General features: G+C 63.1%; 20 protein-coding genes and 1 tRNA gene. 10 read left to right on the forward strand and 11 right to left on the reverse strand.

Annotation, left to right across the window (positions count from 1 at the left end; genetic code table 11):
- Positions 1 to 27: 27 nt before the first annotated feature.
- Complete coding sequence (locus tag H6X51_RS00655) at positions 28 to 357, reverse strand: Arc family DNA-binding protein (RefSeq protein ID WP_105646128.1); 330 nt, start codon at positions 355 to 357, stop codon at positions 28 to 30.
- A gap of 305 nt (positions 358 to 662) precedes the next feature.
- Here H6X51_RS00655 and H6X51_RS00660 point away from each other — a divergent pair.
- Positions 663 to 739, forward strand: a tRNA-Arg gene (locus H6X51_RS00660).
- Positions 740 to 1,122: 383 nt separating this feature from the next.
- Here the strand turns inward: H6X51_RS00660 and H6X51_RS00665 are convergent.
- The 5 genes from H6X51_RS00665 to glcD are packed head-to-tail and all read right to left on the reverse strand — an operon-like array spanning position 1,123 to position 7,566.
- On the reverse strand, positions 1,123 to 3,297 hold the full coding sequence (locus H6X51_RS00665; protein ID WP_185265586.1) for a malate synthase G: 2,175 nt from the start codon (positions 3,295 to 3,297) through the stop codon (positions 1,123 to 1,125).
- A 19-nt stretch (positions 3,298 to 3,316) separates the two neighbouring features.
- Entirely contained in the window at positions 3,317 to 3,718 is a 402-nt protein-coding gene (locus tag H6X51_RS00670) for a GlcG/HbpS family heme-binding protein (RefSeq protein WP_185265587.1), read from the reverse strand.
- 18 nt (positions 3,719 to 3,736) lie between these two features.
- Positions 3,737 to 4,954 carry a glycolate oxidase subunit GlcF gene (glcF, locus tag H6X51_RS00675; protein WP_185265588.1) on the reverse strand — a complete coding sequence of 406 codons (1,218 nt, stop codon included), beginning with the start codon at positions 4,952 to 4,954 and terminating at the stop codon, positions 3,737 to 3,739.
- Between the two features lie 18 nt (positions 4,955 to 4,972).
- Positions 4,973 to 6,067: a glycolate oxidase subunit GlcE gene (glcE, locus tag H6X51_RS00680; RefSeq protein WP_185265589.1), complete on the reverse strand. Its 1,095-nt coding sequence runs from the start codon at positions 6,065 to 6,067 to the stop codon at positions 4,973 to 4,975.
- Entirely contained in the window at positions 6,067 to 7,566 is a 1,500-nt protein-coding gene (glcD, locus tag H6X51_RS00685; RefSeq protein ID WP_185265590.1) for a glycolate oxidase subunit GlcD, read from the reverse strand. The genes glcE and glcD overlap by 1 nt, the downstream gene beginning before the upstream one ends.
- 231 nt (positions 7,567 to 7,797) lie before the next feature.
- Here glcD and glcC point away from each other — a divergent pair, with 231 nt between their 5' ends.
- Positions 7,798 to 8,565 carry a transcriptional regulator GlcC gene (gene glcC / locus H6X51_RS00690; RefSeq protein WP_185265591.1) on the forward strand — a complete coding sequence of 256 codons (768 nt, stop codon included), beginning with the start codon at positions 7,798 to 7,800 and terminating at the stop codon, positions 8,563 to 8,565.
- Between the two features lie 47 nt (positions 8,566 to 8,612).
- On the opposite strand, the gene H6X51_RS00695 is transcribed toward glcC, so the two are convergent.
- Positions 8,613 to 10,331 (reverse strand): L-lactate permease, encoded by a 1,719-nt coding sequence (locus H6X51_RS00695; protein ID WP_185265592.1) that lies wholly within the window; start codon positions 10,329 to 10,331, stop codon positions 8,613 to 8,615.
- A 416-nt stretch (positions 10,332 to 10,747) separates the two neighbouring features.
- Between H6X51_RS00695 and H6X51_RS00700 the strand changes: the two genes are divergently transcribed.
- Both H6X51_RS00700 and H6X51_RS00705 read left to right on the forward strand, forming a co-directional pair.
- Positions 10,748 to 12,898 carry an MFS transporter gene (locus H6X51_RS00700; protein ID WP_185265593.1) on the forward strand — a complete coding sequence of 717 codons (2,151 nt, stop codon included), beginning with the start codon at positions 10,748 to 10,750 and terminating at the stop codon, positions 12,896 to 12,898.
- 164 nt (positions 12,899 to 13,062) lie between these two features.
- A complete protein-coding gene (locus tag H6X51_RS00705) occupies positions 13,063 to 14,376 on the forward strand; it encodes an MFS transporter (RefSeq protein ID WP_185265594.1) in 1,314 nt (437 codons plus the stop codon).
- 18 nt (positions 14,377 to 14,394) lie between these two features.
- Here the strand turns inward: H6X51_RS00705 and H6X51_RS20285 are convergent, their stop codons facing one another.
- The 4 genes from H6X51_RS20285 to flgA all read right to left on the reverse strand — a co-directional run bounded on the left by H6X51_RS20285 (position 14,395) and on the right by flgA (position 16,940).
- Positions 14,395 to 15,144, reverse strand: coding sequence for a flagellar brake protein (locus tag H6X51_RS20285; protein ID WP_185265595.1), 750 nt, complete (start codon positions 15,142 to 15,144; stop codon positions 14,395 to 14,397).
- Between the two features lie 69 nt (positions 15,145 to 15,213).
- Positions 15,214 to 15,675 carry a flagella synthesis protein FlgN gene (locus H6X51_RS00715; protein ID WP_185265596.1) on the reverse strand — a complete coding sequence of 154 codons (462 nt, stop codon included), beginning with the start codon at positions 15,673 to 15,675 and terminating at the stop codon, positions 15,214 to 15,216.
- Positions 15,676 to 15,711: 36 nt separating this feature from the next.
- Positions 15,712 to 16,029, reverse strand: a complete 318-nt coding sequence (flgM, locus tag H6X51_RS00720; RefSeq protein ID WP_185265597.1) for a flagellar biosynthesis anti-sigma factor FlgM — start codon at positions 16,027 to 16,029, stop codon at positions 15,712 to 15,714.
- Positions 16,030 to 16,217: 188 nt separating this feature from the next.
- On the reverse strand, positions 16,218 to 16,940 hold the full coding sequence (flgA, locus tag H6X51_RS00725) for a flagellar basal body P-ring formation chaperone FlgA (RefSeq protein ID WP_185265598.1): 723 nt from the start codon (positions 16,938 to 16,940) through the stop codon (positions 16,218 to 16,220).
- A 115-nt stretch (positions 16,941 to 17,055) separates the two neighbouring features.
- On the opposite strand from flgA, the gene H6X51_RS00730 reads away from it, so the two are divergent.
- The 6 genes from H6X51_RS00730 (at position 17,056) to H6X51_RS00755 (ending at position 22,083) form a co-directional block, all read left to right on the forward strand.
- Entirely contained in the window at positions 17,056 to 17,997 is a 942-nt protein-coding gene (locus tag H6X51_RS00730; protein ID WP_185265599.1) for a chemotaxis protein CheV, read from the forward strand.
- 36 nt (positions 17,998 to 18,033) lie between these two features.
- The gene (locus tag H6X51_RS00735) at positions 18,034 to 18,861 is read left to right on the forward strand and encodes a CheR family methyltransferase (protein ID WP_185265600.1); all 828 of its coding nucleotides are present in this window, start codon (positions 18,034 to 18,036) and stop codon (positions 18,859 to 18,861) included.
- Between the two features lie 228 nt (positions 18,862 to 19,089).
- Positions 19,090 to 19,494: a flagellar basal body rod protein FlgB gene (flgB, locus tag H6X51_RS00740; RefSeq protein ID WP_185265601.1), complete on the forward strand. Its 405-nt coding sequence runs from the start codon at positions 19,090 to 19,092 to the stop codon at positions 19,492 to 19,494.
- A gap of 2 nt (positions 19,495 to 19,496) precedes the next feature.
- The gene (gene flgC, locus H6X51_RS00745) at positions 19,497 to 19,937 is read left to right on the forward strand and encodes a flagellar basal body rod protein FlgC (protein ID WP_185265602.1); all 441 of its coding nucleotides are present in this window, start codon (positions 19,497 to 19,499) and stop codon (positions 19,935 to 19,937) included.
- 12 nt (positions 19,938 to 19,949) lie between these two features.
- Positions 19,950 to 20,630 (forward strand): flagellar hook assembly protein FlgD, encoded by a 681-nt coding sequence (gene flgD / locus H6X51_RS00750; RefSeq protein ID WP_185265603.1) that lies wholly within the window; start codon positions 19,950 to 19,952, stop codon positions 20,628 to 20,630.
- A gap of 34 nt (positions 20,631 to 20,664) precedes the next feature.
- Positions 20,665 to 22,083, forward strand: coding sequence for a flagellar hook protein FlgE (locus H6X51_RS00755; RefSeq protein WP_185265604.1), 1,419 nt, complete (start codon positions 20,665 to 20,667; stop codon positions 22,081 to 22,083).
- Positions 22,084 to 22,488 lie beyond the last annotated feature (405 nt).

Raw genomic sequence — 22,488 nt, forward strand, 5'->3', positions numbered from 1 at the left:
CAAGGTGGCGCCACCTGATCCGCTGGCTCAGGCCTGCTGTTCGCCAGCCAGAAGGGCGAGCAGGGCGTTCTGCTGGCGACGGCTCATTTCCCGGAAGCGTAGCAGCAGCTCGCGCTCGGGATGGTTCAGGTCTTCCAGGCGCTGCTCGTTGAGAGCTTGGCGAGAAGGCTGTTCCGGCAGGCTGGGGAGATCCAGCAGGCTGTGCTCCAGCCGGGCAATGATCTCCGAGTTCATGCTGCGGTGGTGTTGCTTGGCAACCTCGGCAATGCGGTCACGCATGCCTTCGGGGAGGCGGACGACAAATTTGTCGGCTGTTCGACTGGTGTAGCTCTGGAGTGCAGTTTTCATGGGCAACAATAATCGCTTTAGCTGATGAATCGATCCCGGCCAGTTGGAATCCGTATGGCTTCCTGCCATCCAAACCGCCTTCTCGTCAGGAGTTAAAAAAAATCCTGACACATTGACAATGGATAAAGGCATTTTGCTCAATTCCATACCCATTTTTTCAACGGCCTACTGAGGTGCCGGAATTACGTCTAGTTTTTGCGACGGGTTTCCGACGCTGGCCATTTGAAATCGAACTTTGGCAGTATTTGTCAAGGTGGTCAAGTCCAGTTGTGATCGGGTAATATGCGCGGCACGAAAAAACGATGCTGTGATTTGCGCTTGTAGCTCAGCTGGATAGAGCAACCGCCTCCTAAGCGGTAGGTCCCCGGTTCGAATCCGGGCTCGCGCACCATATAAATGAAGGCTTGCTGGGTGGGTGACCGGCAAGCCTTTTGTTTTTTTGGGGTTTTGGTCCCTGTTTGTTCTGAAGCTTGGTTCTTGGCTGCGGGTTTCCCCCTCTCCCCAACCCCGCTCCGCGCCCCGGCCCTTCGCAGAGCTCTGGGCGCTCAAGCGGGCGAAGCAGTGCTTCGCTTTTTCCGCTCTCGCCCCGCAAGGGGAGAGGGGGCTCCTGGGGCTTACTTTCGTTTGTTTCCTGATAATCTGCGAAGACCTTTGGCGTTTCGCTTGGTCCGGGTCTACGGAAAGTTGCCGACAAACACCGAGCCTGCCCTCAAACGCCCCCCCTCTCCCCTTGCGGGAGAGGGGCCGGGGGAGAGGGGGAACTCAGTCTGCCGTCTAGCGCGCCTTGGCCACCTGCCGCCAATGGTGCAGCAACGGCTCGGTATAGCCGCTGGGCTGCTCCAGACCCTTGAATACCAGATCCAGCGCTGCCTGGTAGGCAACCGAGGCCGAGAAGTCGGTGGCCATGGGTCGGTACTCGGGGTCGCCAGCGTTCTGCTGGTCCACCACCTTGGCCATGCGCTCGAAGGTCTCGATCACCTGTTCCTTGCTGACCACACCATGGTGCAGCCAGTTGGCCATGTGCTGGCTGGAGATGCGCAGGGTGGCGCGGTCTTCCATCAGGCCGATATCGTTGATATCCGGCACCTTGGAGCAGCCGATGCCCTGGTCGACCCAGCGCACCACGTAGCCGAGGATGCCCTGGGCGTTGTTGTCCAGCTCCTGCTGCTTCTCCACCTCACTCCAGTTAGCCTGTTCAGCCAGCGGTGCGGTGAGCAGGCCGTTGAGCAGGGCTTGCTGCTCGTCCTGCAGGGAGACCTTTTCCAGCTCCTGCTGGACCGCCTGCACATTGACCTGGTGGTAGTGCAGGGCGTGCAGCACGGCGGCGGTCGGTGAGGGTACCCAGGCGGTGTTGGCACCGGCCTTGGGGTGACCGATCTTCTGCTCGAGCATGGCGGCCATCAGATCCGGCATGGCCCACATGCCCTTGCCGATCTGCGCCTTGCCGCGCAGGCCGCAGGTCAGGCCGACCAGCACGTTGTTGCGCTCATAGGCCTGGATCCACGGGGTGGACTTCATGTCGCCCTTGCGCAGCACCGGGCCGCCCTGCATCACGGTGTGCATCTCGTCGCCGGTCCGATCGAGGAAGCCGGTATTGATGAAGGCCACCCGCGCGCTGGCGGCGGCGATACAGGCCTTGAGGTTGACCGAGGTGCGGCGCTCCTCGTCCATGATGCCCATCTTGATGGTGTGCTGTGGCAGGCCGAGCAGTTGCTCGACGCGGCCGAACAGTTCGTTGGCGAAGGCGACTTCGTCCGGACCGTGCATCTTCGGCTTGACGATATACACGCTGCCAGTGCGCGAGTTGCCCTTGCGTTGCAGGTCGTGCATGGCGATCAGGCTGGTGCAGACCGCGTCCATGATGCCCTCGGGAATCTCGCTGCCGTCTTCGAGCAGGATCGCCGGGTTGGTCATCAGGTGGCCGACGTTGCGGATGAACAGCAGCGAGCGGCCGTGCAGGGTCAGTTCACTGCCATCGGCGGCAGTGTACTGGCGGTCCGGGTTGAGCTTGCGGACCATGGCCTTGCCGCCTTTTTCCATATGCTCGACCAGATCGCCACGCATCAGCCCCAGCCAGTTGCCGTAGGCCAGCACCTTATCCTCGGCATCGACGGCGGCGATCGAATCCTCGCAGTCCATGATGGTGGATACGGCGGCCTCGATCAGCAGGTCTTTCACGCCGGCGGCATCGGTCTTGCCGATCGGATGGTTGCGGTCGATCTGGATCTCGAAGTGCAGGCCGTTGTGGGTGAACAGCAGGGCATCCGGGCTGGCCGGGTTGCCTTGGTAGCCGGCGAACAGCTCCGGCGACTGCAGACTGGTGGTCTGGCCCGACTGCAGGGTGACCTGTAGCTGGCCGTCCTGAACGCGGTAGGCCTCGACCTGGGTATGGTCGCCCTGCTGCAGCGGGATGCTCTGGTTGAGGAAGTCGCGGGCGAAGGCGATGACCTTGTCGCCGCGCACCGGGTTGTAGCCCGGGCCGCGTTCGGCACCGTCATCCTCGGCAATCGCATCTGTACCGTACAGTGCGTCGTACAGGCTGCCCCAGCGCGCGTTGGCGGCGTTCAGCGCATAGCGGCCGTTCATCACCGGCACCACCAGCTGCGGACCGGCCTGGGTGGTGATCTCGCTGTCGGTATTGGCGGTGCTGATCTGGAAGTCGGCGGGTACCGCTTTCAGGTAACCGATGCCGGTGAGAAATTCGCGGTAGGCGGCCATATCACGTACTGGCCCCGGATTGGCTTTGTGCCACTGGTCCAGCTCGCTCTGCAGGCGATCACGCTCGGCCAGCAGGGCACGGTTCTTCGGCGCCAGTTCATTGGCCAACTGGCTGAACCCGTTCCAGAAGGCGGCGGCATCGACGCCGGTACCCGGCAGTGCCTGCTGCTCGATGAATTGATGCAGGGCGGCATCGATCTGCAGGCCCTGGATGTTCACACGTTGGGTCATGACAACATTCCTCCTCGGGTTAGAGTGCGGCGATGCCGGCCTTGGCGACCTGGGCATCCTGGTCCGGCTTGACACCGGAAACGCCGATGGCGGCAACCACCTGGCCCTCGACCTTCAGCGGTACGCCGCCTTCGAGCAGGCCGCTGACTTCGGGGGCGGACAGGAAGGCGGTGCGGCCGCCGTTGATCATGGCCTCGAATTCGCTGGTATCGCGGCGGCCCAGGGCAGCGCTGCGGGCTTTCTGCGGGGCGATATAGGAGGCGATCGGCGCGCATCCGTCCATCCGCCGCATGGCCAGGATATGGCCGCCATCATCGACCACGGCGACAGTGACCTTCCATTCGTTCTTGTCCGCTTCGGCGAAGGCGGCGTCGATCATGCGGTTGGCTTCTTCGAGGGTCAGTACGGGTTTGCTCAGCATGGTGTTGTCTCCTGGTAGTCAGTTGAGTGCGTCTTCGACGACTTCGATCCAATGGCGCACGGGTGTTCGGTTGGCTGATCCCAGATGGGTCTGGCAGCCGATGTTGGCGGTAACGATGGTGTCCGGCTGGCCGGCTTCCAGCGCGTTCAGCTTGTTGTCGCGCAGTTGTCTGGCCAGTACCGGCTGGGTAATCGAGTAGCTGCCGGCCGAGCCGCAGCACAGGTGGGCATCGGCGACCGGGGTCAGGCTGAAGCCGAGCTTCTGCAGGATGGGTTCCACCCGGCCGCCCAGCTTCTGTGCATGCTGCAGCGTGCAGGGGCAGTGGAAGGCCAGCTTCTGGGTGGTGCGGGCCTGCAGCGATTGCAGGTCTTCCTTTTCCAGCAGCTCGACCAGGTCCAGCGCCAGGGTGCTGACTTTCTCCGCCTTGCCGGCGTAGGCCGGATCATCCTTGAGCAGGTGCGCGTACTCCTTGACGAAGGCGCCGCAGCCGCTGGCGGTCTGGACGATGGCCTCGGCGCCACCTTCGATGGCCGGCCACCAGGCATCGATATTGCGCCGTGCGCGGTCCAGGCCGGCCTGTTGGGCATCGAGGTGGTAGTCCACCGCGCCGCAGCAGCCGGCTTCGCTGATCGGCTTGATCGAGATGCCCAGGCGGTCCAGTACCCGCGCCGTGGCGGCGTTGGTATTGGGTGACAGGCCCTGCTGGGCGCAGCCTTCGAGGATCAGTACGTGGCGGGCATGACGCGGTGCCGGGCGTGGTTTGGCCGGGGCCACCTTGGCCGGAATCTTGTCCTTGATCGCCGCCGGCATGAAAGTGCGTACCGCCTGGCCGGTCTTGAGCAGGGTGTTGAAGATACCGGGGTTGGGCACCACCTGGCGCAGCGCCGAGCGCAGCATGCGCTGCTGCAGTGGGCGCTCGATCTGCCCGGCCATGGCTTCGCGGCCGATGTCCAGCAGGGTGTGATACTTCACCCCGGACGGGCAGGTGGTCTCGCAGTTGCGGCAGCTCAGGCACTGGTCCAGATGCAGCTGGGTTTCCCGGGTAGTGGCTTCGCCCTCGAGAAACGCCTTGATCAGGTAGATGCGGCCGCGCGGCCCGTCACGCTCGTCGCCGAGCAACTGGTAGGTCGGGCAGGTGGCGTTGCAGAAGCCACAGTGGACGCAGGAGCGCAGAATGCTTTCCGCTTCTGCGGCGCGCGGCAGCTGGCGCGCCTGTTCGGTGAGATTGGTTTGCATGGTGTTACCTCTTGTATCTCAGAGCCCGGAATACATCCGGCCGGGGTTGAACAGGCCCTGAGGGTCGAGCTGCTTTTTCAGTTGCCGGTGATAGCGTTGCAGCAGCGCTGCCAGCGGCTGGAACGGGCTGTCGGTAACGCCGCTGCTGTGGCAGGTGGCATGGCCGCCGTGCCGGCTGGCCAGCGCCTGGATGTCCTCGGCGGCGGCGTCGCTCTTCAGCCAGCGCTGGGCGCCGGCCCAGTCCAGCAGCGTGGAGCCGGGCAGCTCCAGATCCGGGGTCAGCGGTGGCAATGACAGCCGCCACAGCGGGCGCGGGTCCTGGAAAAACGCCAGTTGCTGTTCGTTAAGCTGGCTCCAGAATCCGGCATCCAGTTCCTCGCCGCCGATACGATCGGCTGCCGAGCGTACCGAGCCGACTCCGCCTTCCAGACGCAGGTGCAGATGGCCATCCAGATAGCTGGCAGCGGTGATCGGGATCGGCTGCTGGCCCCATTCAGCGAGCTTCAGCAAGGCCTTCTCGGCAGGCAGTTGCAGGCGCAGGTGGCGGCTGCACACCGGCTTGGGCAGCACTTTCATCGATACCTCGGTGATGACCCCGAGCTGGCCGAAGCTGGCCGCCATCAGGCGCGACAGGTCATAGCCGGCGACGTTCTTCATCACCTCACCGCCAAAGCGCATCAGCTTGCCGTGCCCGGTGATGACCCGGGTGCCGAGCACCAGGTCACGCACCGCGCCGGACCAGGGCCGGCGCGGGCCGGACAGGCCGGCAGCGACCATGCCGCCCACGGTGGCCTGGCCGTTGAAAGTCGGCGGCTCGCAGGTCAGCGTCTGGCCCTGTTCTTCCAGTGCGGCCAGCAGCTCGACCAGCGGCGTACCACTGCGCACGGTCACCACCAGTTCGGTGGGATCGTAGTTGACGATGCCGCTGTGACCGCGGGTATCCAGCACCTGGCCGTCAACCGGACGGCCGAGGAAGGCCTTGCTGTTGGCGCCCTGAATGGCCAGTGGCGTGTTGCTGTGCAGGGCATCGAGTACCTGCTGCTGCAGTTGCTGCTCACTGGCGCTGGCCGCCCGCTCGCCGGGGCGATGGCTGTGGGTATGCTGTGCGGACATCAGAAGCGCTCCAGTTCGGGGAAAGGCAGATTTCCGTTATGGATATGCATGGCACCGAATTCGGCGCAGCGGTGCAGGGTGGGGATGTTCTTGCCCGGGTTGAGCAGCCCGTCGGGATCGAATGCCGCCTTGACCGCATGGAAGGTCAGCAGTTCGTCATCATTGAACTGCGAGCACATCTGGTTGATCTTCTCCCGGCCCACGCCATGCTCGCCGGTGATCGAGCCACCGACCGCCACGCAGAGTTCGAGAATCTTGCCGCCGACCGCCTCGGCGCGCTCCAGCTCGCCTTCCTGGTTGGCATCGAACAGGATCAGCGGGTGCATGTTGCCGTCACCGGCGTGGAACACGTTGGCCACGCGCAGGCCGTATTCGGCGGACAGGTCGGCGATGCCCTGCAGCACGCGGGGCAGTTCGCGGCGGGGAATGGTACCGTCCATGCAGTAGTAGTCGGGCGAGATGCGACCCACCGCCGGGAAGGCGTTCTTGCGTCCGGCCCAGAACAGCGCGCGCTCGGTGTCGTCCTTGGCCTGGCTGATGGCGGTGGCGCCGCTGTTTTCCAGCACCGCGCGCACCCGGTCGCACTCGTCGGCAACGTCGGCTTCGACGCCATCGAGCTCGCACAGCAGGATGGCCTCGGCCTCGACCGGGTAGCCGGCGTGGATGAAATCCTCGGCGGCGCGGATCGCCAGGTTGTCCATCATCTCCAAGCCGCCGGGGATGATGCCGGCGGAGATGATATCGCCGACCGCCTTGCCGGCCTTGCCCACGTCATCGAAGCTGGCCATCAGTACCTTGGCCACCTGCGGGCGCGGCAGCAGCTTGACGGTGACCTCGACGACGATGCCGAGCATGCCCTCGGAGCCGGTGAACAGCGCCATCAGGTCGAAGCCGGGGCTGTCCAGCGCGTCGGAGCCCAGCGTCATGCGCTCGCCTTCGACGGTGACGATTTCCAGCTTCAGCAGGTTGTGCACGGTCAGGCCGTATTTCAGGCAGTGCACGCCGCCGGCATTCTCGGCCACGTTGCCGCCGATCGAGCAGGCGATCTGTGAGGAAGGGTCGGGCGCGTAGTACAGCTGATAGGGGGCCGCCGCTTCGGAAATCGCCAGGTTGCGCACGCCGGGCTGTACCCGGGCGAAGCGGCCTTCGGCATTGACCTCGAGGATGCTCTTCAGGCGTGCCAGCACCAGCAGCACGCCGCCTTCCAGGGGCAGGGCGCCACCGGACAGGCCAGTGCCGGCGCCGCGGGCGACCACCGGCACCTTGCGCTGGTGGCAGATCTTCATGAAGGTTTCGATCTGCTCGACGGTATCGGGAAGCACCACCAGCATCGGCAGCACGCGATAGGCCGACAGGCCGTCGCACTCATAGGGTTGGAGGTCTTCGCGTTCGTGCAGCAGCTCCATGTCCGGGAGCGTCTGACGCAATTCCTGGATCAGCCCCTCCCGGTCTACCGGAGGCAGGGGGCCGTCGAGCTTTTCGTCGTACAGAAGGTTCATGGCTATCACCTGTTGTTCTATGGTCACTGACCCATTCAATGTCTGAATACTGCGGTCAGACTTGACCTTCGTCTAGTCCATTGACCACTGGTCGTACCAGTTTATCTTGTAGTTTTGTTAATGAGGCTCCCTGTAAGCCAGCTGGATACAGGGGTTGTTGTGTCTGTAGTGGATTATTTGGCGAACTACCCTTAATCTGGTCGGACCAGTTTGAAAGGCAAGGAAAAGGTCATGGTTGAAAGTGTTGAACAGCGCCGGCAGGTGGGTGATGTGGTGGCGGACCGCATCGAGAAATTGATTGCCGACGGGGTTCTGAAAGTGGGCCAGGCGCTGCCTTCGGAAAGGCAGCAGTGCGAGAAGCTGGGCATATCCCGTAGCGCCCTGCGTGAGGGGCTGAAGGTGTTGCGCGGGCGCGGGCTGATCAAGACCGAGCAGGGGCGTGGCTCTTACGTGGCGAGCCTGATCGGCAACCGTGCCGACACGCCCATGATGCACCTGTTCAGCAGCCACCCACGGACCCTGTTCGACCTGCTCGAGGTACGCGCGCTTCTGGAAGGGGAGTCGGCCAGGCTGGCGGCCCTGCGTGGCACTGATGCGGACTTCGTGCTGATCCAGCGGCGCTACGACGAGATGGTCGCGGCGCATGGCGCCGGGGTGAAGGACCCCGAGGCCCTGGCGCATCTGGATCATGCCTTCCACCTGGCGATCTGCGACGCCTCGCACAACCCGGTGCTGGTGCACACCCTGCAATCGCTTACCAGCCTGCTGCTGAGCTCGGTGTTCGCCTCGGTACAGAACCTCTACCACCGCCCGGCGCACAAGCGGCAGCTGGACCGCCATCATGCGCGGCTGTATCACGCGGTGATGGAGCGTCTGCCGACCCAGGCCAAACGTGCGGCGATTGATCATATTCACAGTATTCGGGATGACTTGCGGGAGATCGAGAATGAGGAGCAGCGCCTGGAGCGTGCCACCATGCGCCTGGATGGCTGGCAGTGAGTGCATGACGGAGGCGCCCGCGGCGCCTCCATCATGAATCACCCCGACTAGCGCGTCGTGGTGGTGATCCCTGCTGCGCTCAAGGGATCACTGACGCCCAGCACATAGACCGCCAGCATGGCCAGGATGCCTGCCGCTGTCACGTAGTAGATCGTCGGCAGGATGGTCTTGCGCAGGGTGATGCCCTCGCGACCGAGCAGGCCCACGGTGGCGGAAGCTGCGACCACGTTGTGAATGGCGATCATGTTGCCCGCCGCGGCCCCGACCGACTGTGCAGCGACGATGATGGCGCCGGAGATACCCAGCAGTTCGGCAGTATTGAACTGGAACTGGGAGAGCATCAGGTTGGAGGCGGTGTTGGAGCCGGCAATGAACGAGCCCAGTGCGCCGATGGTCGGTGCGAACAGCGGATAGATGCCGCCGACCGCAGAGGCGACGGCCTCGGCCATGGCTACCGGCATCGAGGGCAGGTCGGACAGGTTGACGCCGGAGTTGATCAGGATGCGGACCATGGGGAAAGTGAAGACCAGCACGAAGCCGGCACCCAGGATGGTGCCTGTGGACTCGCCCAGCGCACGCTTCATTTCATTGAAGTTCATGCGATGCAGGAAGTAGGTCAGGATCACCACCATGATCAGGATGCCGCCGGGCAGATACAGCGGCTCAAGGCTGGCGGACAGACCGGCTTCGCCGAGAATGTCGGTGAAGCGCAGGCTCAGGCTGTTCAGTGCCGCCTTGACCGTATCGTTGGTCCGTGACAGCACCAGCAGTCCCGCCAGCAGTACATAGGGCAGCCAGGCCATCCAGATGGCTATCGGACGCTTGCCGGCGACATCATCCAGTTTCATCTGGATGCTGCCCATCCATTCGGCAGGCCAGTCCTTGGGATCGGCGAAGTCCCAGGCCTTCTTCGGAATCAGGAAGCCGGCCTTGGCGGCAGGCACCACGATTGCCAGGCCAACCAGGCCACCGATCATCGAGGGGAACTCCGGCCCGAGGAAGACCCCGGCGAGGACATAGGGAATGGCGAAGGCAAGGGCGGTGAAAATCGCGAATGGCGCGATCTCCAGGCCTTCCTTCCAGGACTTGTTCTGGCCGAAGAAGCGTACCAGCACCATGACCATGAACAGCGGCATGAGCAGGCCGACGATCGCATGGATGATGGCGACCTCCGAGACGATCAGCTGGAAGAAGCTCGGCCAGTCGGAACCGACTGTCTGCAGCGTCGCGCCGATACCGGCCTGGTCAAGCCCGGCCCCGACCCCGACCACCATGGGGGTACCGACAGCGCCGAAGGAGACAGGCGTGGATTGCACCATCATGCCGACCACCACGGCGGCTACCGCCGGGAAACCCAGGGCGACCATCAGCGGCGCGGCGACCGCGGCCGGAGTGCCGAAACCGGACGCACCTTCGATGAAGCAGCCGAACAGCCAGGTGACAATCAGCGCTTGCACCCGCCGATCCGGACTGATGGAGGAGAAACCCTTGCGAATGGCCAGGATACCGCCCGAATGCTTGAGTGTATTCAGTAGCAGGATCGCGCCGAAGATGATCCACAGGATCGAAGCCGTCAGCACCAGCCCCTGTAGGGTGGAAGCAATCACGCGTACCGCCGTTATGTTCCAGGCAAACAGGGCAATGACCACAGTGACTACGAAGACGACAGGCATCGCATATTTTGCCGGCCAGCGGAACCCGACCAGCAGGACCCCCGCGAGCACCAGAGGGAAAAATGCGAGCAAGGACAGAAGCGTTTGGCTCATGTGATATTTCCTTGTTTTTTTTATGACAAATGCGCATCCCGGAAGCCGCGCATGTTCTCGACATGCCGATACTGCGGCGGCGGCTTTGAGAGGTCTAGATGTTATCTCTGTGGTATGACCAGTTGTTTTGTATGAGTTATGTATATGTAGTTGGCAAGTCAGCGCAGATCAAGGAGTTGGGCGGTATATTGGGCGTTTATATAGTGACTGATGTGACTGGTCAGACCAGTGCTTTCAGCGGTTGACAAATATATTGCGGAGCAAAGACCAGTTTTGTGCCATCCGTTCTCCTGGCGGTTGAGCAGCAATGCCGGATGCCGGTGCAGGAGGGCAGGGAAGGTCTCGCCCAAAGTGGGCTTTGCTGCCAGAATACGGTCCTTTCACCGTCAATCGGCTCGTTTACCATAAGGAATGCTATGGGTACTACACATCATCGCTGGCAGTTCTTTCGCGCCGGCGGATTCGATCAGGTCCAGCTGGATACTCCCGCCGATCTCGCCGCGCTGCGCAGTCTCGATCAGAAGCTCTGGGCCACCCTGGCTTGTCCTACCAGCAATCTGGAGCTGGACCAGCGCATGCTCGGCTATATCGACAGCAACGGGGATGGACGCATTCGCGCCCCCGAGGTGCTGGATGCGGTGGACTGGACCCTGGCGCGGCTGGCCGATCCGCACACGCTGTTTCGCGATGATCCGTTGACCCTGGCCTCCTTCAGCGGGGACGATCAAAGCCATCACCTGGTTGTAGCCGCGCGCCGGCTGCTGCATATCCTCGGTCGGGACGAGAGCCAGGGGCTGGATGCGACCGACACCGATGACCTGAAGTCCCTGTTTCCACCAGCCGAGCCCAATGGCGATGGCCTGGTGCCGGCCACATTGACCGAGGATGCCGATCTGCAGGCGGCGATCGCCGACATCATCGCCAGCATGGGCGCCGAAACCGACCGCAGTGGCGAGGCGGCGGTATCCGAGGCCGGTATCAATGCCTTCTTCGAGCAGGCGCAGCAGGTGCATGACTGGCAGCGACAATCCCTGGAGCATGGTGTGCAGTCGCTGGGACCGGATGCCGAATCCGCAATCGCCGCGATCGGTGCGCTGCGGGAAAAGATCGACGACTACTTCACCCGCGTGGAAATGGTCGCCTTCGACCCCCGCGCAGCCAGCATCATGAATGCCGACGAAGCCGAGCTGGTACGTCTGTCCGCACTGAACCTGGCCGATTCCCGGGAAGTGGCGGCGTTGCCGCTGGCCAGCCTGCAGCATGGCGAGGCGCTGCCGCTGGAGCAGGGCATCAACCCGGCCTGGCGTAGCGCCATGCAAGCCCTGCGTGAGCACGTGGTCAAGCCGCAACTGGGTGATGTGCAGGCCATTACCCGCGAGCAGTGGCGCGAGCTGACCGCTCGCTGCAACGACTATTTCACCTGGCAGGCGGCCAAACCGGCGGTGGCCATCCTGCAGACCCTGGATGTGGAGCGGATCGTCTGGCTGGTCGAGCATGGCGTGCAGGCACGACTGCTGGAGCTGGTGGCCAGGGATCTGGAGGTGGCCGAGGCGTCCGATGGGCTGGTGGACCTGGACAAGCTGCTGCGCCTGCAGCGCGGGTTGCTGACCCTGTTGCGCAACTTCGTATCATTCCAGGACTTCTACGGTCGCGAGCGCAAGGCGATATTCCAGGCCGGCCGGTTGTTCATCGATGGTCGCAGCTGTGATCTGGTGGTGGAGGTGGGTGATGTGGAAGCGCATGGCCAGGTGGCCAGCAACAGCGACAGCTTCCTGCTGTACTGTGCCTGTACCCGCCGAGGCCAGCCGGTCAGGCAGCGGGAGACGCTGAACATAGTGGCAGCGGTGACCGCCGGTAGCGAAGAGGAGTTGCTGGTCGGGCGTAACGGCCTGTTCTACGATCGCCAGGGTAACGACTGGGATGCCACCGTGGTCAAGGTGGTGCAGAACGCGATCAGCGTGCGCGAAGCCTTCTGGTCGCCGTACCGGCGCATCGCCAGGCTGGTATCCGAGCAGATCCAGAAATTCGCCGCCAGCCGTGACAGCGAACTGGTCAACAGCACCGCGGCCCGGGTTGGCGATGGCACCGAGGTGGCAGCGGAAGCGTCGGTGGCGTCGAAGAGCTTCGATATCGCCAAGTTCGCCGGGGTGTTTGCCGCCATCGGCCTGGCAGTGGGCGCTCTGGGGGCAGCCATGGCTGCGATCTTCAGCGGTCTGCTGTCGCTGCAGTGGTGGCAGTGGCCGCTGGTGTTCGCGGGTGTGCTGCTGGCGATTTCCGGTCCGTCGATGCTGATGGCCTGGTTCAAGTTGCGCCGCCGCAACCTGGGGCCGATCCTCGATGCCAACGGCTGGGCGGTGAACAGCCAGGCACGCATCAATATCGGCTTCGGCACCACGCTGACGCAACTGGCCTGCCTGCCGCGTGGCGCGGGACGCTCGTTGCGTGATCCCTATGCTGCACGCAAGCCGCTGTGGCCATGGTTGCTGCTGGTGCTGGTGATCCTCGGTCTGGTGTTCGGCGCGGTGCAACTGGACTGGTTCAGTTCGCCTCTACCGCCGGCGCCTTGATACCCGGAAAAGGCAGCGTCATGCTGCCTTTTTCGATTCCGGCGGCGGCCTCCTTGCCCCCGTGCGGCTGCGTGCTGCTATCCTGTTGAGGACCGGAACGGAAACCGGCACTTGGATGCTTTCATGCCAGGCATGGCGAATCTTCAGTCTATTCGGAGTCTTCATTGCCTCGCACATTCACCTCCTTTTCATCGCTCTACACTGCCACCCTGTTGATGCTGCTGGGCAGCGGCCTGCTCAGTACCTATCTGGGCCTGCGCCTGTCCGCCGCCAACGTCAGTGAAATCTGGATCGGCATCCTGATGACCGGCTATTACGTCGGCCTGGTCATGGGAGCTGCGGTGGGGCACCGGCTGATCGCCCGGGTCGGGCATATCCGCGCCTTCGTCGCCAGCGCCGGCGTGGTGACGGCCTCGGTGCTCGGGCATGCGCTGACTTCCAGCGTGGAGGTGTGGCTGCTGCTGCGCTGGCTGGTGGGGGTGGCGATGATGTGCCAGTACATGGTGCTGGAGAGCTGGCTCAACGAGCAGGCCGAATCCCACCAGCGCGGCCGGGTATTCGCCGGCTATATGCTGGTGACCTTCCTCGGCCTGGGGCTGGGGCAACTGGTGCTGACGCTGATGCCAGAGCTGAGCGTCCGGCATGTCATCCTGGTCGCCATGTGCTTCGCCCTGTGCCTGGTGCCGGTGGCGGTCACCCGCCGGCTGCACCCGGCGCCGCTGCATCCGGCACCGCTGGAGATACGCCTGTTCGTCCAGCGCATCCCCCAGGCGCTGAGCACCATTGGCGTGGCCGGCTTGCTGCTGGGTTCCTTTTACGGCCTGGCGCCGGCCTATGCCAACTCGATCGGCCTGGATACGCAGTTCATCGGCATCTTCATGGCGGTCACCATCGGCGCCGGGCTGGTGGCGCAGTGGCCGGCCGGCTGGCTGTCCGATCGCCTGGATCGCAGTCGCATGATCCAGGTCAACGCCATCATCCTGACCACGGTCTCGCTGCTGATCGCGCTGGTCTCGCTGCCGCAGATGCTGATGGTACTTACCGTGTTGTTCGGGCTGCTGGCCTTCACCCTGTACCCGCTGGCCGTGGCCCTGGCCAATGACCACGTCGAGCAGGAGCAGCGCGTGCTGCTATCGGCCATGCTGCTGGTCACCTTCGGCCTGGGCGCCGCCGCCGGCCCGCTGCTCGGTTCGGTACTGATGAAGTTCGGTGGTCCGGCGATGCTCTACGTGTTCATGGCCTGCAGCAGCCTGCTGCTGGTGATCTTCGTGCGGCCGGAGCGGGTGACCGGCGAGAACCTGGTGGACGAGGCGCCGATCCAGTTCATGCCGGCGGCCGGTAACCTGGCCAGCTCACCGCTGGCCGCGGCGATCGACCCGCGGGTGGACGAACAGGTGGTCATCGAGCAGATGCAGGACGAGAGCGATATTCCACCGGCACCGGTCGATGAGGATGATGACGAGCATCGACCGGGCTAGGGTCGAACAGACCCTGGTTCAGAACAGGTCTTCCCTGGCCAGGCGCCGCGCCTCGCGCTGCAGGTAGTGGACAAAGCGGTCGATATGCCGCTGTGCCTGGGGGGCGGGGTGTACAAAACGCAAGCCGACATGGGTCTCATCGCTGGCCTCATGGTACTCGCGATGGCGCACCTCGATATTGATATCGAAGCGGGTATCCTCGGGCAGCAATAGCCGGCTGTGCTCGTAATATTCGCCTGGCTGCAGGGCCTGCAACTGGTTGCCGGTCAGGCGCAGCTTGCAGCCGGTGGCCGAGATGTCCAGCAGTTCACCGGCGAAGCGCCGTTCATGACGGGCATGAATCAGTTCCAGGTGGGTGTCGATGCTGCGCTGGATGGTCGCGCGGTAGGCACCGCGGCGCTGATGATGGGTGAGCCGGGTCGGCAGTGGCATGCTGAAGGCCGGAGCGTCGTCCAGCAGGACTTTCAGCGCGGTATCGCCCTGCCAGCGCATATGCACGCCGTCCAGCCAGGCATCGATGTGGAAACTGTCACCCTGAGTGAGCCACTTGTCGCCGATCTGGGGGATGGTTTCATCGATGAGCAGGCGGTTGTCGGGAATATCCAGGTCAACGATATAACTCTGGCATTGCTGGCTGCGGCCATCGAAGCTGATGGTCAGCGGTGTGCGCGCCAGCTGCAGGCTCTTCAGCAGGGCCTGGATCTCGACCGCGGTGGTAACTTCCCTGGGCGGCTGCGGGCCGACCTCTTGTTCAAATAGCGTTGACACGTCAGCTTCTCATCGGCAGTTGAACCAACGGAACCTCAATCGGCCTTTGCGGCCCGGATCACAGGTCGTTCAGGCGCGGCTTATCGGACGCTGGGACGGAGCGCGGCTGGCGTTGCCCTGGCGATCGTAGACATTCAGGCTGGCTTCACCCTGGTTGCGCAGCAGGTCCAGCAACCTGCCGTTGATATGTTGGCTGTGACGAATCAATTGGGCGTTGCGCAGGTTGTTGCTCTGACAGGCTTCGGCAGCGGCGAGGAAGGCGCTGTGCTGCGCGGTCAGGCTGGCATCATTCAGGCTGCGGATGAAGTCCTGCAGGCTGCCGTTATCGGTCCGGCCCAACTGCTGCAGGTGGGCGGTAATGGCCTGTTCATCGGCCTGCAGCGAGGAGATCAGCGGCGCCTTCGCTTCGATCAGCGCATCGAGAGCGGGCATATCCTGCTCGAGCAGGGCCTGGCGTTCCTGGTCGAGCAGTTCGGCAAACTGCTGGCAGTGTTGCGTGGCCCGGGTGAACAGCTCGCTGAGATACTGCATCCTTCATTCTCCGCTGATGGGCGTGCCCGCTACCGGTCAGTGTTCGAGCGCGATCAGCTTGTCGGCAATCCGGCTGCTGTCGGGCTTGTAGCTGCCGTCGGCAATGGCCTGCTTGATCTGCTCGACGCGCGCGCTGTCCACTTCCGGCAGTTCCCGCAGACGCTCTTCGATCGCCTGCAGCTGCTGCGCCTGGTTGCTCAGTTTCACCTGCGAGTCGGCTGCCGCCGGCTGGCTGGTGGCTTGGGTCTCGGCAGTCGGGTGGTCAGCTGCCACGTCGCGCTTGCCGGCGGTGGCACCGCTCTGGTTGCTGCGCGCGGCACCGCTGGTGCTGCCTGGGTTGAAGTCGATGACCATGTGTTTGTCCTCAGAGCCTGAATGCTTCGTCAGCATCTGTAACGGCCGATGCAGGAAAAACTTTAGGGAATCTTTGCAAAAAAGTGACGCGACGTTTTGCCGCGATTCCCCGACACCAAATGGCGTTGTGACGCACAGTGTGCGCGTTCACGATAATGCCGGCAAGTATAGCTGATTCGAGTCCGGACTCACATGGCCACCTCCACCTGGCCGGGCCCGATGATGCGTGCCCTGATCACCCGATCGGAGCGGGTGTTGCGTACCCGGATCTGGCTGCCGGTACTACCGCTTTCCAGCGCCTCGCCCGGCATGCGCACCGCGACCCGGCTGTTGGCTGCGCTGATCACCACCTTGTCGCCGCGCTTGACCGTCTCGTCCTGTTCCAGCTGGTTGGGCGCCAGCACGCTGTCGGCATCCACCGGCCGGCGTACGCGCATGCCCACCGCCTGTTCGGCTTGGGTCAGGTAGCCGCCACTGAGCTGGCCGAGGTTGCGCTCGCGCAGTACCAGGTCGCCGGCACCGATCACCGCATGGCGCGCCAGCGGGCGTGTGGTGACCACCACCTCCTGGAACAGGTCCACGGTAGCCGGTACGAACAGGCGCCACTGTACCTCGCTGTTGCAGCTGACGCGCACGGTGACGCGGCCGACCGGTACGTCGGGGCTTTCCAGGTTGGCGCTGATGGCATCGGCCGGGCAGAGCGGCAGGCGCAGGCGTGGATCGAGGCGGTTGACCCTGATCTCGTAGCGCGCATCCCGGGTGCTGCCATCCAGGTGGGCGGCAACTTTATCCTCAAGATACGCCGTGGTGGTGCCGATAAGCTGATCGATGAGCGGATTGGCATGCAGGCCGCCGGAGCCCAGCAGGGCGATCGCTGCGATCAGTCTGATGAAAAATGCCTGTAACTGCATATAATCCGAACCTTGATCAGGGGTGACGCACGTCAAAATGCTGTCGTCTCTATTAGTCCTGATGGGAACAAGCAAGGACCATGCCGCTTGAACCGTATCGCAAGAGGAGCATTTCATGGCTGGCATAATGGACTCGGTGGATCAGCGCACCCGACTGGTCGGGCAGAACCGCCTGGAGCTGTTGCTGTTCCGGCTCGGCGGCAGGCAGCTGTACGGTATCAACGTGTTCAAGGTCAAGGAGGTGCTGCAGTGCCCGCGCCTGACCCTGTTGCCCAAGTTGAACCCGATGGTGCGGGGCGTGGCGCATATTCGTGGCGGCACCCTGCCGATCATCGATCTCGGCCGGGCCACCGGTGGCCGCTCGCTGGAGGATCTTTCCACTGCCTTCGTCATCATCACCGAGTACAATAACCGGGTGCAGGGCTTCCTGGTACGCGCCGTCGAGCGCATCGTCAACCTGAACTGGAGTGACGTGCATCCGCCGCCACGCGGTACCGGGCGCGATCACTATCTGACGGCGGTGACCCACGTGGACGAGCAGATGGTGGAAATCGTCGACGTCGAGAAGGTGCTTGCCGAGGTGATCGCCCGCGAGGAGCCGGCGCCGCAACGGGCGGCCGATGCCACGCCGCTGGCCGCGGCCACCAACCGCAAGGTGCTGATCGTCGATGACTCCTCGGTGGCGCGCAAGCAGATCATCCGCTGTCTGGATGCCCTGGGGCTGGAAGTCATCGCGCTGAACGATGGCCGTCAGGCGCTGGACTGGCTCAAGGCGCAGGCTGATGCCGGGGTGCAGGTGGCCGATGAGCTGCTGTTGATGATCTCGGATATCGAAATGCCGGAGATGGACGGCTACACTCTTACTGCTGAAGTGAGAAATGACCCACGAATGAAGGACTTGCATGTCATGCTGCATACCTCACTGTCTGGTGTGTTCAACCAGGCCATGGTGCGCAAGGTTGGCGCGGATGACTTCCTCGCCAAGTTCGTTCCCGATGAGTTGGCTGATCGGGTGATCCAACGTCTGCAGGCGCTACGTGAGGGCGGCAATGCTTGAATTTCTTTTCCCTGTCCGGAGTCTGGAGCCGAGTGAGTGAGCGCGGCTGACCAGGATTTCAATCTGTTCCGGGATTTTCTCGAGCGCACTTGTGGCATTGTGCTGGGGGACAACAAGCAGTATCTGGTGGCCAGCCGGCTCAATCGTCTGCTGGAGCAGCGTGGCATCAATGGCCTCGGTGAGTTGATGCGGCGCATTCAACAGCAGCCGCATTCCGGCCTGCGCGAGATCGTGGTGGATGCCATGACCACCAACGAGACGCTGTGGTTCCGCGATATCTACCCGTTCGAGGTGCTGAAGAACCGGCTCATACCCGAGTTCATCGCCAGCCAGCCGGGCCAGCGGCTGCGCATCTGGTCTGCCGCCTGTTCCTCGGGGCAGGAGCCCTATTCATTGAGCATGGCCATCGACGAGTTCGAGCGTGCCAATCCGGGCCAGTTGCGCGGTGGAGCGCAGATCGTTGCCACGGAAATCTCCAGCAGCATGCTCAGCGCTGCCAAGTCGGCCCAGTACGACAGCCTGGCCATCGCCCGGGGCTTGTCCCAGGACCGCCTGACACGCTATTTCGATGAGGTGACGCCCGGCCAGTGGACGGTGAAAATGCCATTGCGGAATCGGGTGGAGTTCCGCCAGCTCAATCTGCTGGACAGCTACAGCATTCTCGGCAAGTTCGATATCGTGTTCTGCCGCAACGTGCTGATCTACTTTTCCGCGGATGTGAAGAAGGACATCCTGCGGCGCATCCATGCCACCCTCAAGCCCGGCGGCTACCTGATGCTCGGCGCTTCCGAGGCGCTGAACGGGCTGCCTGAGCTGTACCGCATGGTGCAGTGCAACCCGGGGATTATCTACCAGGCTATCTGATGGGGTAGCGTGCCGGCTGGCGCAGCCCTCGGGTTGTCGAACGCCTCGGGCAGCGGCATTGCCGGTTGCCGCCGGGGCTTGCCGTCAGGCGGAAATCCCTTGCCGCTTTCCTCTGGTTCTATTCCCCCAACTCCCTGAAAACAAAGGCTTTCAGCCTGATGGCACAGCTATTGCTTGGGGAATGGCAATAGAACTCTGGCCGCCGTGGCCACAGTGAGGACTGCCATCATGAGTTTGAGTTTCGACCGCGCCCTCGGGCTGCATGAAAAGGCCCTGGCCTTCCGTGCCGACCGGGCCGCGGTGTTGGCCAACAACATCGCCAACGCCGATACGCCCAACTACCAGGCCCGCGACCTGGACTTCGCCAGCGTGCTGGAAGCCCAGCAAAGCGGTGCCGATCAGCCGTTCCAGGCCACGCGCACCCATGCCCGGCATCTGCAGGTCGAGGGTTTCATCGATCAGGCTGCCGGCTTGCGCTACCGCACTCCGCACCAGCCGTCGATCGATGGCAACACCGTGGAAGTGCAGGCCGAGCAGGCCCGCTATGCGGAGAACGCCATTGACTTCCAGGCCAGCTTCACCTTCCTCAACAGCAAGTTCAAGGGCCTGATGACGGCCCTGCGCGGAGACTGATCATGTCACTCAATCAGGTATTCGACATCGCCGGTTCCGGCATGAACGCACAGTCGCTGCGGCTGAACACCACCGCCAGCAACATCGCCAACGCTGAAACCGTGTCCAGCAGCATCGACCAGACCTACCGCGCCCGGCAGGCGGTGTTCGCCACCGTATTCAATCAGCAGCAGGCGCTGGGCGGCTCGCTGTTCGCGCCCAATGACCAGGCCGGGAGCGGTGTGGAGGTGCTCGGTGTGGTGGAGTCCGATGCTGAGCTGCAGGCGCGTTACGAGCCGGATCATCCGATGGCCAACGAGGAGGGCTATGTGTACTACCCGAACGTCAACGTGGTCGAGGAGATGGCCAACATGATGGCTGCCTCGCGGGCCTACCAGACCAATGTGGAAATCATGAATACCGCCAAGACCATGCTGCAGCGCGTGCTGACGCTGGGCCAGTAAGGGAGTGGGCAGATGAGCACCAATATCAGCGTCGGCAATAGCCTGCTGGATGAATACAAGGTCGATCAGGGCCGCTTTGCCAAGGGCAGCGAGCTGGGCAAGAACGAGTTTCTCGAATTGCTGGTCGCGCAGTTGAACAACCAGGACCCGCTGTCGCCCCAGGAAAATGGCGAATTCATCGCCCAGCTGGCGCAGTTCAGCACCGTCGAGGGTATCGAGAAGATGAACAGCACCATGGATTCCATGGTCAGCAGCTTCCAGTCATCCCAGGCGTTGCAGGCCTCATCGCTGGTCGGGCGCACCGTGGTCATACCGACTGACCAGGCGATGGTCGACACGCAGAATGGCTTTACCGGTCAGCTGGCATTGCCGCAGGCCAGCGGGGCGGTGGTGGTGAATGTCTATGACGAGGCTGGCAGTGTGGTGTCCACCATCAACCTGGGCGCACTGGAGGCCGGTATCCGCGACTTCACCTGGGACGGCACCGATGCCAGCGGCAATGTCTTGCCGGCCGGCAAGTACGTATTCGAGGCGCAGGCCAGCATCGATGGCGAGACCAAGCAGCTGGCCACGTTGCTGCCGGCCAACGTCGATAGCGTGTCGCTGGGTGTCGGCCATGGCGGTGAAATGGTTCTCAACCTGGCGGGCCTGGGCAGTATCGGCCTGTCTGAAGTTTTCTCTATCGGTAAGTAACGTCGTCCGACAAGCATAGAAGCAGGAGTCAATCATGTCTTTCAATATCGGTCTCAGTGGTATCCGGGCGGCTTCCTCCGATCTGAATATCACCGGTAACAACATCGCCAACGCCAGCACCGTGGGCTTCAAGAGCTCCCGGGCGGAATTCGCCGATGTCTACGCGGCCTCCATCCTCGGTACCGGCAGCAATGCCCAGGGCAGCGGGGTAGTGCTGAACAACGTCGCGCAGATCTTCACCCAGGGCAATATCAACTACACCGAGAACAGCCTGGACCTGGCGATCAACGGTAATGGCTTCTTTGTTACCAGCAACAACGGCGCGCTGAGCTATACCCGTGCCGGCTATTTCGGTACCGACCGCCAGGGCTATATCGTCAACAACAATGGCGAGCGCCTGCAGGGCTACGGCGTCAACGCGGTGACTGGCCGGATCAACGAAGGGGTGCCGACCGATCTGCGGGTGGATACCCGGGCGGCCAATCCGAACCGTACCAGCGAGGTCAGCTCCACGCTGAACCTGAACTCCACCAGCGTACGGCCGGTGGCGGCGCAGAATGTCTATGATTCGACCTTCGCCAGCGAGTACAGTACTTATATCACTGCCAATGCCGCTGATCCGGATGCGCCAACTGAGGCCGAGATGGCCGCTGCCAGGGCCGCGGCTGAGCCCGCTGCGCTGAGTGCCTCGCGCGATGCCGCGCGCAATGGCTTCGACCCCTCGGATTCCTCCACCTACAACAGCTCCACCTCGGTCAACGTCTACGACAGCCTGGGTAATGCCCATGTCATGACCAAGTACTTCGTCAAGACCGACGCCAATACCTGGGATATGCATATCCTCATCGACGGCCGCAATCTCGATGGCGTGCTGGCCAATGATCCGAATTTCTCCAGCACTCCGCAGGAGCTGACCTTCAACAGCAGTGGCGCGCTGACCAGCGGGCAGGTCACCACTATCGACGGCTGGCAGCCGCTGGATGCCAACGGTCAGCCGGCTGGTGCGGAGTTGCAGACCCTGGCGCTGGATCTGACTGGTTCTTCCCAGTACTCCTCCAGCTTCGGTGTGACTGCGGTGGTGCAGGATGGCTACACCACCGGTGAGTTGGCCGGCCTGGAGATCGATGACCAGGGCATGCTGATTGCGCGCTATACCAACGGCCAGACCAGGACCCAGGGCCAGCTGGTGCTGGCCACCTTCGCCAACCAGCAGGGGCTCAAGCCGCTGGGCGATACCGCCTGGGCACAGTCCAGCGCCTCCGGTGAGCCGGTGATCGGTGTGCCGGGTAGTGGTACCCAGGGCTTGGTGCAGTCGGGTGCGCTGGAGCAGTCCAACGTCGACCTGTCGGAAATGCTGATCAACCTGATCGTTGCCCAGCGCAACTACCAGGCCAACGCCAAGACCATCCAGACCGAGGATGCGGTAACCCAGACCATCATCAACCTGCGCTGATTCCAGGTTGGGAACGGGGTCTAGGGTTGTCGAGCGGCTCGGGCCGCGATCGGACCGGGTCACGTTGACCGGGTCGCGATCGACTCGACGACGCGATGGCTCAGGGGCCGTAGGCGTAGCGCGGGGGCGCTACACCCCCAGGGTGTTGCCTTTGGGTTGTCGAGCCCCTGCTCGACGACGCCGCGGCTCGGAGTTTGCCGACGTGCCGCGGACATGCCACACCCAAGGCGGCAACAGCGGCAAACACCCTTGCCGCTGTTGCCGCTTTCTCTTTTCCGTGTTTGCACAACTTATTGATTATATTGAATATATACTCCAATCTTTAAGTTGGCACGAACCCTGCTTGAATAACTCCGAGATCATTCAGAGCGGCAATTTCCTGTCGTCGGATTGCCGAAGCGGAGT

This window comes from Halopseudomonas xiamenensis, from assembly GCF_014219065.1.
GTDB lineage: Bacteria > Pseudomonadota > Gammaproteobacteria > Pseudomonadales > Pseudomonadaceae > Halopseudomonas > Halopseudomonas xiamenensis.